Below are 14,874 nucleotides of genomic sequence, written 5' to 3' on the forward strand. Positions count from 1 at the left end.
CCATCGGCTTGCACTTCGGTCGTAATGGTTTGTGGGTTACCCGCTTCATCCGTTACGGTGATTGTAACAACCGTGCCCTCTGGCTCGCCGGTTACTGTACCTGAAATAGTCGGTGTGGTGTCATTAGTGTCACCCACTGGGTTTACCGATAAGGTTGGTGCCGTGGTATCTATAACGCCAGTGGTTGTAGCTGAGGCTTCATTACCCGCTGCATCTATGGCTGTTGCCGTTATTGTGAACTCTCCCTCAGCTATAGGGGCTGTAGCTCCTACTTGCCAAGATCCATCCTCTACAACGACTGCTATCAGGGTTTGCGAGTCACCATTTGAGTCTGTTACTAATACAGTGATCGAGCTACCAGGCTCAACATCCGTTGTGGTACCACTAAATACAGGGGTTGAATCGCTAGAGTCAGTAAAATCATTTACACTGATAGTAGGTGCAGTTAAATCTATAGTGCCCGTTTGTGAGTCTTGCGCACTATTACCTGCACTATCACTTACATTTGCCACCACACTAAACTCACCCTCAGCTAATGCTTGTGGGACATCTATACTCCATGTGCCATCACCATTTATAGCCGTTATAAATTGCTGCTCAGTCCCTGCACTATCTGTAACAATCACAGTAACCACACTACCCGCTGCTAAACCTTGTGTAGAGCCGCTTATAGTAGGCGTTGTATCGTTTGTATCATCAATATTAGCTATAGTTACGGTAGGTGCGGTTAGATCTATGGTGCCAGTAACCGTTGCTGTACTGCTATTACCAGCTTCGTCACTTACACTAGCAGTAACTGTAAAGTCACCTTCGCTAAGCTCATTAAGTATATCGGCGCTATAGCTTCCATCCGCATTAGTTACTGCAGTAATCGTTTGCTGATTTCCGTCACTATCGGTTATTAATAAAGTGACCTCAGTACCTTGAGGAACATCTACTACGCTACCTGTAACACTCGGTGTTGTATCATTGGTGTCTGCAATTGGGTTAATAGTAATTGCCGGATCAGTTAAATCAATTTCACCTACTTCAGTAGCTGAGGCTGTGTTGCCAGCTGCATCGGTTACTGTTGCAACCACCGTAAATTGACCTTCTACCAACTCATCGGTTGCTTCGATTGACCATGTACCATCAGCATTTGTTGTAACTTGCACCGTTTCTGTTGCGCCGTCACTGCCTGTAAAGGTCACTGTAACCACCGCCCCTGCATCAACATCTTGCGTAGTACCGCTAATTGTTGGCGTAGTATCATTTGTATCAATAATAAAATTAATACTTACGGTCAAATCTACATTACCAACCGTACTTGCTTGTGCCTCATTGCCCGCATCGTCTATAACAGCTGCAACGACAGTAAAATCCCCTTCAGGCAGAGGTTCAGTAACTTGAGCGCTCCAAGAACCATCCTCTTGAGTGACGGCTAAAAGGTTAAACGTACTGCCATCACTTGCAGTAATAGTTAGGGTTATAGTGGTACCAGCAGGCACGTTACCAGTATTACCACTTAAAAATGGCGTGGTATCGTTTGTATCGGCAATAGAATCAATTTGAATAGAAATAGGGGCAAATGTAACTTCACCACTTGTTTGTGCTGATGCTTCATTACCTGCAGGGTCACTCACTGTTGCGGTAACATTAAAATCTCCGCCAGGAATAGCGTTAGGCGATTCAACACTCCACGTGCCATCAGCCTCAAGCGTGGTTGTTAAGGTTTGTACATTACCATCGCTATCGGTTACTAAAACCGTAATTACAGAGCCCTCTGGTGCTCCTTCAACACGTCCTACAAAAGTAGGCGTTGTATCATTAGTGTCTGCAATAGCTGTAACTGTTATCTCAGGGCTAGTTAAGTCAACTAGCCCTTGCTCTACAGCTTGTGCTTCATTACCCGCAGTGTCAGTTACGGTTGCATTAACTTCAAACTCACCTTGCGCTAAAGGGGTAGAAACACTTACAGACCAGCTGCCGTCATCATTTGTTTGCGTTAACAGCGTTTGAGTTTGGCCATTAATATCGGTAATAACTACGCTAATCACAGAGCCTGCCGGCACATCCTGCGCAGAACCTGTAATAACAGGGGTTGTGTCTTGTGTATCGGCAATTGCGTCAATTTCCACGATGGGCGCTGTTAAGTCTATAGTACCGGCATCACTAGCAAGTGCTTGGTTACCAACGCTATCACTCACTTGCGCATCAACAGTAAAGTTACCCTCAGGTAATGCCACACCGACATCTACAGACCAGCTACCATCTTCATTGGTAATAGCTGTTAAAAGCTGTACTTCACCTGTACTATCGGTCACTGTTATTGTTACTTCAGTTCCCTGCGGTACACCCGTTGTAGTACCCGTTAATGGCGGAGTCGCATTATTAGTTTCGTCCGCTACTGTAACTGTAATTTCTGGCGCAGTTAAATCTACACTCGCAACGGCTTGATCAATTGCCTGGTTTCCAGCAGCATCAACAGCCACAGCGTTAACATTAAACTCCCCTTCCGCTAAAGGCGATGTAGTTGTAATACTCCAGTTACCTTGTGCATCAATTTGAGTAACAATCGTTTGTTGTGTCCCAGTGCTATCAGTAAGAGTTACCGAAACGTTATCGCCGGTATTCAGACCCGCTACTGACCCCGTAACCGTCACAGTTTGAGATGCAGAGTCTGCAACAGGATCAATATTAATGACTGGGGCGGTGGTATCTATTTCAATAGAAATAGCATCGTTAAACGCATTACCATCAGGGTCTGTTGCCTCTACAACAACGCTAACAGGCCCATCAGCTATAGGGTTAGGTAATGTAATTTCAAACGTGCCGTCAGGGCCAATAACTGCGCTTACTACTTGGGAGTTACCATTTTCATCTGTCACAGTAATGTTGACAGTTTCACCCACTAAATTTTCACTAGTACCGCTAATGGTCGGCTGAGAAGAGTTTGTTAACCCCACCTCATTTAATGATATTGATGCAGTATCATCAGGTACAACCCCATCAGTGGTATCTCTGATATTTACCGCCTCTGTAGAATTAGGATCAAAGCTTGAATCAAACGCGACACTGTTAGGATTAACTCCCTCAGAAATACGCGTCAGCTGAACAAATGAGCTTCCTCCACCCGAGCCCGCGCCACCAGCACCACCTGCGGCCGTTGCTTCTAAATTATCGAGAATATCGCCATCACCCTCTAACGCATCTAAAAAATCAGTCACATCAGAGTTAGCCGCCGTTTGCCCCTCGTTATTATCATTTTGTTCTAAGCTTGCAATAGCCGCATCTAAGCTTTCGTCAAACACGGTAGTTTCGCTGCTATCGCGGGTTTCTTGGGCTAATAAATCAGGGGTAATTTTTACGTTTTGATTAGCAGGAATGGACAGGGTTTCTCCTTGCACATCAATGGTTAGCGATGAATTATCGGCGGTAACCACCAAATCACCAACAGTAATAGTATCGCCCACTTCAAGTGGCTTAATTGTGCCATCTTCTAAAACAACACCAGCAGACCCTTTTAAGTCTATTACTAATAATTGATTAGATTCCATTTCACTTACCTCAAACATAAGAATTAAAAACTATTAATTAAAATGTAGAACAGCAAAACGTATTAGGTACTGTACTCAAGTACAGTTTTTAAAAAATATTAAAAATAAAAAAGTGGTAGATAATAATTTTTATGCTAGCCGAAACGATTATTTGCGAAATATGCATTTATTGACTAAACCATAGGGTAGGTATTGATGGCCTAAGTAACCCCTAAGAGGAAGAAATGATTACAAAAAATACTTTACTAAAGCAAAAAGGAAAGCTGCTTATAGGCTTAACGCTAAGTGCGCTTGGCGCAACGAATATAGTGCACGCCGATGACAGCTCCGTAGCACCCCTTACATACGTTACCAGTAAAGCAATTGAAAATAATCCAGAGGTACAGCAAGCGTGGCACACATTTAAGTCATCAATTTATGGCGTAGATGCAGCACGCTCGGGCTACTTGCCCAGCGTTGACGTTTCTGCCAGCGCAGGCTATGAACGCCGAAACTACGGTACTGAAGACGAATACAACCGCAACACAGCAGAACTAAGCGTTACTCAAATGCTTTACGACGGATTTAGAACATCTAACACCGTTGAAAGGTTTGAGCGTATTCAGCTCATTCGGTATTTTGAATTACTCTCACAAACAGAGCAAACAGCGTTAGATGCATCTATTGCATTTTTAGACGTACAAAAATTTAAAGAGCTTGTGACGCTCGCTGAAGAAAACCTGCAAGAACACGAGTCTGTATACCAACAAATTGAACAAAGTGTAGGAGCTGGTGTTGCCCGAGCAGCTGATTTAGAGCAAATTAGTGGGCGCTTATCGCTAGCACAATCTAATGTATTAACCGAGTACGCTAACCTGCACGATGTAACAGCACGTTATTTAAGAGTGGTTGGCGAGCTGCCCGTAAACGATATAAAACAAGCTAAGTTAGATGAGCAAAATGTGCCCATCTCTATTAATCAGGCACTTGATATAGCCTACAAAAATAGCCCTGCCTTTTACGCATCGCTTTATAATATAGAGGCACAAGAAGCCAATGCCCGAGCACAAAAGGCAGCCTTTCATCCAAACGTAGACCTATCAGCCCGTTACGGTACACAAGACAGGGATGAGCTAGGCCTAAACGAGACCAGAACCGAAGCCCGTGTTGGTATAGACATAACCTATAACTTGTATAACGGTGGCCTAGATAGCGCCAACCTTGAACAAGCATACCAAGATGTAAATATTGCCAAGTATCAACGCGATCAAGCTTGTGTTGATATTCGTCAAAGCCTACAAATTGCCTATCATAATGTGAGCAATATAGAGCAAAAGCTACCTACACTAGAAAGCTATAAAAATTCTTCAAACAGAGTAAAAATAGCTTATCGAGACCAATTTGATATTGGCCAGCGCACCTTACTTGACGTACTTGACGCAGAAAATGAAGCGTTTCAATCTAACCGCTCTTATATCGTTGCTCAATACGATAGACAAACAGCCATTTTAACTATGCTTAACGAGATGGGTAAACTACTACCTGCGCTAAATGTTATGTCTGACAAGTACCCAACATTAACAGAGTTAACAGACGATCCAATTGTGCATAACGCACAAAATATATGCCCTAGTTACGATGTAGCTGCTACGTTTAAACGCAAAGCTTTTTTACAAAAGAAAGCCGAGCAGGATAACGCCTACATGAGCGTTACAGCGATGCCTAGATATTTAGAGATACCCGCAGAAACCCCTAGTTTTGCAGATGACGATAATGATGGCGTTCCTAATGAGCAAGACACTTGTCCAAGCACACCAGCGGGAACAAATGTAGATTTATCTGGGTGTACTTTATATGACCAAACAACTGATTCTGTCGAAATAGGTATTCCCTTTTCAGCTGACTCTAGCCAAGTGCGCTCAGAGTACATGCAGGAGGTAGAAAAGCTTGCTGAGTTTTTAAAAAATAACCCAGATAAAAAAGTAGAAATCCAAGGCCATGCCTCATTAGACGGTGATAAAAAATACAACCGTAAACTTTCTGAGCAACGCGCATTTGCCGTTGCACGATTACTTATTGAGCAATTTGGTATAGCACCTAATCGTGTTAAATCGTTTGGTTATGGTATTGACCAGCCTCGCATTAATGAAATTTCAGTGCGTGCTAATGCGGCAAACCGCCGTATCGAGGCGGTGATTACCGATAGTTAAGGGGTACCAAAAAACAAATTTAAAATGTTTTACATAACATTGGATGGTATATGGAATTAAATGATGTACTTGATCATGGTGGCGCACTCGTTGATTGCCTAGCAGTATTGTGCCGCTTTCATGATAAAGATTTTTCGAGGGAGGCCCTATTAAACGGCCTCCCATTAACAGATGGAAATTTAACACCTTCAGGGTTTGCTCGCGCAGCAAAACGCGTGGGCTTTAAATCAAAAGTAGTAAACAAACCTCTCAACCAGATTAATACAGCTTTACTACCTGCCATTATTATTTTAAATAATAATCAAGCCTGTGTAGTAACCGCTATTGATCACAAAAACAATACAGCGCAGGTTATTTATCCTGAGCTAACTGAGTCTGTTGTAGAAGAAAGCCTTGATCAGTTAATTGAAAAATCAACAGGTTTAATTATTTATACTCACCCAGAGTTTATGTTTGATGAACGCTCGCCAGTGCTCGAAAAGCTCTCTAAAGACGGGTGGTTTTGGGGCGTCATAAAAGAATGCCGTTCATTGTACAAAGACGTCATTATATCGGCGATTGCATTAGGCGTCCTCTCTGTTGCCATGCCCTTATTCGTAATGAATGTATATGACCGGGTAGTCCCTAATCACGCTACCGAAACCCTTTGGGTTTTAGCCATAGGTATTTTAATAGCGCTGACCGCCGACTTTGTATTGCGCTTAGTGCGTAGCTACTTTGTTGAGCTTGCGGCAAGTCGTATTGATGTAAAAGTGTCGGCAGTTATTATGGAGCGTGTACTAGGTATGAAGCTTAAAAATAGGCCTTCATCAGCTGGGTCATTTGCTAGTAACATACAATCGTTTGAAGCCGTACGTAACTTTTTTAGCTCAATAACCTTGGTTGCGCTGGTTGATTTACCCTTTGTTGCAATATACCTCATTGTTATTGCAATAATAGGTGTACCACTAAGCTTACCCATTATTGCAGGTGCCCTAATACTTTTAAGTTATGGTATAGCGGCACATAGAAAACTAGAAGCGCTTTCAGAGCAAACCATGAAAGCAAGCTCAATGCGCAACTCTATACTTGTAGAAAGCTTAACCAATATTGAAGATGTAAAAAGTTTTCACAGTGAATGTAAAACCCAATCGACATGGGAAAAGTCGACTATTTATATTGCTCAGGTTAATGCACAAAGTCGCTTAATCTCAAGTTCAATCTCCAATAGTGCAGCATGGATACAGCAATGCGTTGGCGTGATCATTATGATCATAGGTGTTCATCTCGTTATAGAGGGCGAGCTCACTCAAGGGGGGTTAATCGCCGCTTACTTACTTTCATCGCGGGCAATGGGGCCACTTGGTCAATGTGCCGCCGTACTTGCGCAATATCATCATGCCGCCATCGCTATGCAATCACTTAACGAAATAATGGAAAAAGACGTTGAGCGCCCGCCAAATAAACATTGGTTAAGCCATCCTGTATTAAACGGAGACATAGAATTTAAAGACGTATGTTTTAAATATGAAGACGACGCAGGCGAAGCACTTAGTAATATTAGTTTTAAAATTAAAGCAGGCGAAAAAGTCGCTATTTTGGGGCGCAATGGCTCGGGTAAAAGCACCCTCGAAAAACTTATTCTAGGCCTTTACGACCCAACCGCAGGCTCCGTAATGGTTGATAACAATAATATACAACAAATAGACCCCGCAGAACTTCGCCATAACATAGGGTATGTGCCACAAAATATAGCGCTGTTTTTTGGTAGCTTAAAAGACAACCTCACTATTAGTGCGTGGCACGCTAAAGATGAACAAATTATTAGTGCATGCGAAAAAAGCCAGTTATTCGAGTTAATAAACTCTCACCCAGATGGGTTTGACCTGCAAGTTGGTGAGCAAGGTCGCCTGCTATCTGGCGGCCAAAAACAAGCTATAGGTATAGCGCGTGCTCTAATAAATGACCCGCCTATAATGCTGTTAGATGAGCCTACCTCATCGCTTGATCACAATAGTGAAAATAAAATTATTCAAAACTTAAAAACCGCCACTCAAGATAAAACTTTAATTGTAGTCACTCACCGATCATCTTTACTTACACTAGTTGATCGCATCATCGTACTCGATAACGGAAAAATAGTTGCCGATGGACCTAAACAAACAGTCATCGCGGCACTAAATAATCAAACCGTGGAGCAAGCATCATGAGTGACAATAAAAAGCCACTAGAGCAGCGCTCTTTTGAATCGGTAAGTAAAGCCATAGAAGCCCGTAAAAAAGGTAAGCCATCAATCTTCAATCGCTTATTTAAAGGTTGGCTTTCGCCTCCTGAATCGCAAGATTGGGTGGTCGATGCACAATGGGAAAAAATGCAGCAAGAGCCTGCCAGCGCACGTTTTTTATTATATCTCATTTGCATTGCATTTATTTTGCTTACAGTTTGGGCAGGCTTTGCACCCCTTGATGAGGTAGCCCGTGGTGAAGGCCGCGTTATCCCATCAAATAAATTACAGCTAGTGCAATCTTACGATGGCGGCATGGTAGAAAAAATAAATATTAGAGAAGGACAAATTGTTGAAGAAGGTGACGTATTAATAAAAATTGACCCCACGCGGTTTATTTCAAGCTTTAGAGAAAACCAATCTAAAGTGCAATCACTCACCGCTAAAGTAGCCAGATTACAGGCACTTACCAGAAAAGAAGAGCTTGTTTTTCCTGATGAGCTGGTTAAGCAGGTTCCCGAGGCGGTCGCGCATGAGCGCTCAATATATTTAAGCAACCGCCAAGAACTAGAGCAACAAGTGGCAATTCATAAACGCCAGCTTGAACAACGCAGACAAGATCATATTGAGGCAAAAGCTGCTTTGCAACAGCATACAAGCGCTTTAAGGCTAACTAACAGAGAGCTGCAAGTGACCCGTCCATTGCTAAAAACAGGCGCAGTGTCTGATATAGACATCATTAGGTTAGAGCGTGAAATAGTTGATTTAAATGGCGAAATTAACCGCACTAAAGCCGTTATCAACCGCAGCTTATCGGCTATCAACGAAGCTAAAAACAAAGTTACCGAAGTTGAGCTGGCAATGATCAACCGCTGGAACAACGAGCTTTCAGAGGCACTGCTGCGTTTAGAGTCAATAAAAGAAACCGAATCAGGGCTTGCCGACAAAGTAGCTCAAACTGAAATTAAATCGCCTGTTAAAGGCACGGTACAACGTTTATTGGTTAATACCGTAGGGGGCATTTTACAACCCGGCAGCGACGTTTTAGAAATAGTTCCTTTGGACGATCAACTTATTGTTGAGGCAAAAATACCGCCAAAAGATATAGCCTTTTTACGCCCAGGGCAGCCCGCTATGATTAAATTTAGCGCCTACGATTTCGCTGTATATGGCGGACTAGAAGCCGAGGTTCTGCATATAAGTGCAGATACAATTACCGACGATAGAGAAAATACGTTTTATTTAGTGCAATTAAAAACCACTAAAAATAACTTTTCAGAAGAGTTGACTATAATTCCAGGGATGACCACACAAGTGGATATTATCACTGGTAAAAAAACCGTCTTGGAATATTTACTTAAGCCCGTACTCAGAGCTACATCGCAAGCAATGACTGAACGCTAAACTGAATTTATTGGAGTAAATGAATGCGTCAAAGTATATTTATTACACAACCAGAACTAGAATCAAGCCACTGGCGAAGTGCGTTTGCAGGTTGTGTAATATGCACCAAAGAACCAAAGCAAATTAATACCTCGAGTATTATATGGATTTTGGCGGGCACTTCGGGATGGCTTGAACTAGTAAAAAAATACGCACAAAAACGCTTACCGGTTATTGTAATGACCACAAACTTAGAAATAGAGGAGCTTAGAGCAGCCCTGCAAGCCGGAGCAAGAGGCTATGTAGAAGCACTTGCATCTAAAGTAATATTGCAACAAGTGCTTGAAACTATATGCTCAGGCGGCCTGTGGTTACCTGGGCAACTGCTGTCTAATATTGTTGGGGCACTAAGCCAGCAGCAAATAAATTACACCCATGCGTGCGATATCCAAAGCTTAACTAAACGCGAGCGCCAAGTGGTTGATATAGTTATAACAGGGGCCACCAATAAACAAGCCGCTGAGGCACTTAATATTACAGAGCGCACAATTAAAGAACATATGAGTTCAATTTTCACTAAGCTAAAAGTACGCGACCGAATACAGCTTATGTTAGCGGTAAAAGGTAACTGAACACGGCAGATAGGTTAATACTTTTAGTATTTAATTATTTGTTACCAATATTCACCCCTCTTTTATGATTAAAGAGTCGCTTTACGACTCTTTAATCACACCATCAAAACCCAGGTTCACTAAGGTATCAATATCGTCTTGGCTTGTTACGCCCTGCGCTACGACCTTAATACCAATTGAGTGAGCCAACGTACACACACCACGTAAGAAGGTTTGGTTGTCTTGGCTGTAACTAATGTTATGCGCGTAAATGCTGTCTATTTTAAGCATTTCTAAACCAAACTCTTGAATGTTCTTAATCTTAGTAAACTCAGGCCCCACACGTTTTAGCGCTACTTTGGCGCCCATACAGCGCACCTGCTCGCAAAATTCCTTAAATATATCTTTTTCGTTTACGACAATGTTTTCGCGTATATCAAAACATATATTTTTTGCCAAATCAGGAAAGGCAGACACATAGGTTAATACCGAAGCAAGCGCGGTATCATCCATTAATGTTTGCGCCGAAAGTTCTACAGCAATTAATTCATTAGGCGGCGCTTCACCATACTGTTTAACAATTTGCTTAATTAAGCTCCAATCCAAACGCGCTAATAGGTTTAAGCGGTTAGCCCATTGATAGTAATAGCTAGATTTATAATGTTGGCCGCCAAACTCTAAACTTAAGCTAAGTTGATGCTGCAACAAAGTGTCATTAAAGCCCATAATTTCTAAACAATTTAACTGAATAGTTTTTTGCTCAAGTGCGTCTTCAATAGCCTTTTTCCAGCCAGTAGAATCATCAAAAATTTCACTCTTTTGTTTATTATCAATGACTTTTGCTTGCACCCCAGGTTTGTTACCTGCTGTTTTTAATAAACCATCTACGCGGCGTAATAAATCAAAGCGTGTGTCGTTTTTTTCTATGTAGGTACAGCTATGTACAATAGCCAAATCAATGTTTTTGTATTCATCAACAATCGATTTATGTAGTACGGTTATTTGCTCGCTAAGCGCCTGTATATCGTCAGTATCACTAAACAACACGGTAAAATCGGTATGCGATATACGGGCAATATAGTTCTCTGAAAAGTGTGCCTGATTAGATTCTAAAAACTGCGTAAGCACCTGAGAAAAACGGCGTAAAAAGTTAACCATTTCTACACGGCTCACCGATTCACTTATTTCATCTAGATTAACGACCCTAAATAAAAACAAAGCACCATGGGCATGATCTTTCACTTTTTGTAAATGGGCTTCTAATGTGGCACTAAAATATTCTCGGTTGGCAAGCCCTGTAAGCTCATCGTGCTGCGCTTTAAATCGCAGTTCTTCTAAGCGTTTATTGTCTTCTTTTATTATGCGGCTAAAGCGGGTAGATAATAAATTCATCGACTGCACAAGGCGTGCAAATTCAAAGGTTTTTGGCACTTTTGATTTAATAAAGCGCTTATCGCCAAAGGCATTAGCTTGATACACCACATCATCAAGTGGCGTTAAAATTTTGCGTAGTAAATACGCACTTATTGCACAGGCAAAAAAAGCAACCACTAAAAAACTAAAAAACAATTTAAGCGCGCTTTCCCACAGTGCTTGCTCAGCATATTGGCTGTGGCTTTCAACAAACAAAGTACCAAATTGCTGCCAACCGTTATTAACTTGCCCAACACCTGGTTGTACATTAAGACCATATATCGCCCTAAACCAAGCCGGTGCAGTATTTTCCAACGTATCAGTAAATACGCGCTTTACAATAACCTCACCATTAGGGTCTTGCAGCTCTATACGTTTGTAGTGACCGGTATCAAACGTGGCTGACACTAAAAGCTCAAGCTCTACAGGGTCTTTTTCAAGCTGGCTGATCATCAACGCTAAGGAGCTAGCATTATCAACATTTTTTAAATACAGTTGAGTAGAGAAGTAGTTTTTAGCTGAGTTAGTACTTATTAACACACTACTTATAAAGCCCACAAAAATCACCACCAGCAAGGCGATCCACAGCTCTTGCCTAAGAGTGATTTTTCTTTTTTTGAAAAACTTAAATAAAGAAAATGACGCCATTACCACATAACCCCTTCTTGTGATGTCTGCTCCAAAATTTTACGCCAGCGCGATAGCCTTGCTGTTGGGCTGGCTACACTTTTCGTCGAGTTATTTGCCCATAAACCTTGGCTGTTAAAACTAAATACAGGGCTTAAATCAACACGCTTTGCAGCAGGTAGCACTTTTGTTATTAAACTATCTAAAATAAGCGGCTGAGCATTAGGCGTAGCAAAGTAACCTAACACCATGTGTGCTTGTGTTTTGTTTGTACCGGCAAGCTTCGCTTTTACGTATATAAGCCTAAGTTTGTCGTCGCTCACACCTAAGGCACGTAAGCTAATATATTTTGCAATGGCATAATCTTCGCAATCGCCTAAGCCACGCCCAAGCGTTTCTAATGGCGTAGCCCAATAGTCATTTTGCTTCCAAAGTTGTATATCGGTTTGGTAACGCAGATTACGAGCAAAAAAGTTGTTTACTATAAGTATTTGCTGTTGTTCTGGTTTATTTTGTGTTTGTACCAACATTCTTTGCCAATTGCGTGCAACAGTCACTCGTGCAGGGCCATACTTTTGCCCCATTAATTCTATAAAGGTATTAAATTGAATAGTTAAACGACTCGCAAACACGCCGCTTGAGAGTAAAAAAAATAGCAGTAGATAGCGCAAATTGCTTTTGCACCAAAAAAATAATTTATTGCAGGAAAAAGTGGGCCTAAGTGTCATTCACAACCCAGCAAAAGAAAAATTAAAAACATACACCAAACGCTACACTACTTGTTCAAATATTATTCGTAACAACAGCATAGCACTCAATATAAAAGGATGAGATATTTTGTATGTGTTTTTTTATGAGATTTAAATTTTAGCGAGACAATATAAGTTTTGCTCAATACATTAACTCACGTAATTATTCGTCGTAGCGTTTATAGTTGATTTATTAAATCAAAGATTTACAAAAAAACGCGTTAAACTTTCCCGCAAATAGTAAAGTTATGCGTATATTCCACACGGTTAACGCTAAGCCAGCTACTGAGTTAGCAACTTGGTATCGCTTTATAACTTAAAGTAGTGGTCAATTACCTAATAGTAGGTCACTTTTTTAACTTCACGCGGCTTAATTTCGCCTATGTATAAGTCATGCACGCGCTTCATGTTTAGCTCAAGCTCCGTCACGTACACATCGTCAACTGAGTAGGTTTTAATTATTTGTGCCCCTTTAATTATGCCCTGTACTTTACTTTCCATGTAATCGTTTTGAGCAATTGCACCTGCTACAGACGTGCCCGCTGTGATTTTTTGCCCATAAACTTGTTCAGTCAGTTCGCGGTATGCCTCAAGCTTAGAGGCTTTAATTGCCATTAATTGCTTTTGTGATTTATTAGCGCCTTGCTGCAAGCTAATAGGTGCATAACCCACCGCTTTAAGAATGGGATAATTATTTGGCTCTACATATGTGTACTCAACATGTTTATCAAACACATTGCTACAGCCGGCAAGGCCAAGGCTTGCTAAAGTAAGTAATATAATTGCACGCATTTATTTGCACCCTTTAAACTAATTACAAAAATAAATGCAGGTTTAATGCCATTAATTGCCTACAAGCTCACATAGAGTATTAATATTGGTGCACTCCTTGCTTAGCTAAAGCGTAATTAACTAATTTGATGTGGAGTACCAGTATGAACACGTTTTTATCGTCACTATTTGTAGGTGTCACTAGTGCTGCTTTATTAACGTTTTCTGCCAGTACTTACGCACAATGGTTTGAATCTACCGGCCATGCACAAATACAAAATGGCGACATTAGCAGCGCTAAATCAGCCGCGATAAAAGATGCAATTACACAGGCATTAGTATTTTCTGGCGCACGGGTTAGCTCAGTGCAAACCTTGGTAGACGGCGTATTGACGCAAGATCAACTTAAAATTAGTAGCCACGGCGAAATCCAAAAAATAGAGCTGGTGAGCGAGCAACGCCAAAACGAGCAGTTTGCCATTACCCTTAGGCTTGATGTATTTGCTCAAACAGAGCAATGCCCACAAAGTAACTTTAATAAATTTGTTGCTGTAACCCAAAGCCAGCTTGTTCATCGAGAGCACGCCTTAATGGGTCAAATATTTGACGTAAATAAAGCCATTAGTAAAAAGTTATTTAGTGCTTTGCAAAGCACAAAAATGAGCGCCCTACCCGTTGCTTACTACAACAAAGCCATTAATGTAGATAATTACTTTAATCAGCAACACGACTATTCAAATGCACAACTAGAAGAGCTTTCAGCCAGAAGCAACGCGCAATATGTTTTATTAAGCCAAATAACCAATTTAGCGCCAAGCGATAAACTCAATAACGACTACGCCTTTTGGCAAGACGAAACCTACCAGCGCAGCTATGCTATTGAGTTTATGTTGTTTGATGGCACTACGTACGAGCAATTATGGCAAAACAGCTATCATACCCAAGCGGTATGGCCATTCGAAAAAACAGCCATAGTTGATGTAAATAGTGATAGGTTTTGGCAATCACCTTTTGGGCAAAGTATTAATGATATAAATCAAACGGCCAGTTACGATATACAGGCAGCCATGGCGTGTTTTCCTACTAAGGGAAAAATAATGCACATGGAAAACAATAAATTAGTGATAAACCTAGGCAAAGATCATGGCCTTAAAAAAGGCCAACTATTAAGCATTGCGCACCATAACTACTTAACCGATGCACAAGGCAATACCATGCCGCATACCATTACCACGCTTAACACCATTATGGTTGAGCAGCTTTATAAACAAAGTGCCATTGCTGTAAGCCTTAACGATAAACCACTACCTGGGGTACAAATAAACGACGTGGTAGAAATTGTAAGCCAAGACGGTAAATAGGGCGTGTTAACCTTTGGTGATTTAATTTGCA

Annotated in this window: 9 protein-coding genes; 5 read left to right on the forward strand and 4 right to left on the reverse strand. The window is 41.3% G+C overall.

The features are described 5' to 3' along the window. A partial coding sequence (locus tag AN391_RS18280) for a retention module-containing protein (protein ID WP_161804112.1) occupies positions 1 to 3,536 on the reverse strand: 3,536 nt, incomplete at its 3' end. Positions 3,537 to 3,760: 224 nt separating this feature from the next. Between AN391_RS18280 and AN391_RS18285 the strand changes: the two genes are divergently transcribed. Genes AN391_RS18285 through AN391_RS18300 form a run of 4 tightly spaced genes read left to right on the forward strand, consistent with a single transcriptional unit; the run spans position 3,761 to position 9,943 of the window. After that, positions 3,761 to 5,725, forward strand: a complete 1,965-nt coding sequence (locus AN391_RS18285; RefSeq protein ID WP_055016711.1) for a TolC family outer membrane protein — start codon at positions 3,761 to 3,763, stop codon at positions 5,723 to 5,725. A gap of 50 nt (positions 5,726 to 5,775) precedes the next feature. Then, the gene (locus tag AN391_RS18290) at positions 5,776 to 7,914 is read left to right on the forward strand and encodes a type I secretion system permease/ATPase (RefSeq protein ID WP_055016712.1); all 2,139 of its coding nucleotides are present in this window, start codon (positions 5,776 to 5,778) and stop codon (positions 7,912 to 7,914) included. Then, positions 7,911 to 9,332, forward strand: a complete 1,422-nt coding sequence (locus tag AN391_RS18295; RefSeq protein WP_055016713.1) for an HlyD family type I secretion periplasmic adaptor subunit — start codon at positions 7,911 to 7,913, stop codon at positions 9,330 to 9,332. The genes AN391_RS18290 and AN391_RS18295 overlap by 4 nt, the downstream gene beginning before the upstream one ends. Before the next feature lie 23 nt (positions 9,333 to 9,355). Continuing rightward, entirely contained in the window at positions 9,356 to 9,943 is a 588-nt protein-coding gene (locus tag AN391_RS18300) for a LuxR C-terminal-related transcriptional regulator (RefSeq protein WP_055016714.1), read from the forward strand. Positions 9,944 to 10,024: 81 nt separating this feature from the next. On the opposite strand, the gene AN391_RS18305 is transcribed toward AN391_RS18300, so the two are convergent. The 3 genes from AN391_RS18305 to AN391_RS18315 form a co-directional block, all read right to left on the reverse strand. Then, positions 10,025 to 11,983: a LapD/MoxY N-terminal periplasmic domain-containing protein gene (locus AN391_RS18305; RefSeq protein WP_055016715.1), complete on the reverse strand. Its 1,959-nt coding sequence runs from the start codon at positions 11,981 to 11,983 to the stop codon at positions 10,025 to 10,027. Then, positions 11,983 to 12,594, reverse strand: coding sequence for a transglutaminase-like cysteine peptidase (locus AN391_RS18310; RefSeq protein WP_235576501.1), 612 nt, complete (start codon positions 12,592 to 12,594; stop codon positions 11,983 to 11,985). The genes AN391_RS18305 and AN391_RS18310 overlap by 1 nt, the downstream gene beginning before the upstream one ends. Positions 12,595 to 13,047: 453 nt before the next feature. After that, positions 13,048 to 13,503 (reverse strand): LPP20 family lipoprotein, encoded by a 456-nt coding sequence (locus tag AN391_RS18315; protein ID WP_055016717.1) that lies wholly within the window; start codon positions 13,501 to 13,503, stop codon positions 13,048 to 13,050. A 143-nt stretch (positions 13,504 to 13,646) separates the two neighbouring features. On the opposite strand from AN391_RS18315, the gene AN391_RS18320 reads away from it, so the two are divergent. Continuing rightward, a complete protein-coding gene (locus tag AN391_RS18320; RefSeq protein WP_055016718.1) occupies positions 13,647 to 14,843 on the forward strand; it encodes a flagellar assembly protein FlgT in 1,197 nt (398 codons plus the stop codon). Positions 14,844 to 14,874: the final 31 nt, after the last annotated feature.

The organism is Pseudoalteromonas sp. P1-13-1a, assembly GCF_001401875.1.
In the GTDB taxonomy this organism is placed as follows: Bacteria; Pseudomonadota; Gammaproteobacteria; order Enterobacterales; family Alteromonadaceae; genus Pseudoalteromonas.

What these genes read in the sequence shown, in the direction of transcription:
- AN391_RS18285 (WP_055016711.1), top strand. Translation starts at nt 3,761, where the DNA reads ATGATTACAAAAAATACTTTACTAAAGCAAAAAGGAAAGCTGCTTATA.
- AN391_RS18290 (WP_055016712.1), top strand. Translation starts at nt 5,776, where the DNA reads ATGGAATTAAATGATGTACTTGATCATGGTGGCGCACTCGTTGATTGC.
- AN391_RS18295 (WP_055016713.1), top strand. Translation starts at nt 7,911, where the DNA reads ATGAGTGACAATAAAAAGCCACTAGAGCAGCGCTCTTTTGAATCGGTA.
- AN391_RS18300 (WP_055016714.1), top strand. Translation starts at nt 9,356, where the DNA reads ATGCGTCAAAGTATATTTATTACACAACCAGAACTAGAATCAAGCCAC.
- AN391_RS18305 (WP_055016715.1), bottom strand. Translation starts at nt 11,983, where the DNA reads ATGGCGTCATTTTCTTTATTTAAGTTTTTCAAAAAAAGAAAAATCACT.
- AN391_RS18315 (WP_055016717.1), bottom strand. Translation starts at nt 13,503, where the DNA reads ATGCGTGCAATTATATTACTTACTTTAGCAAGCCTTGGCCTTGCCGGC.
- AN391_RS18320 (WP_055016718.1), top strand. Translation starts at nt 13,647, where the DNA reads ATGAACACGTTTTTATCGTCACTATTTGTAGGTGTCACTAGTGCTGCT.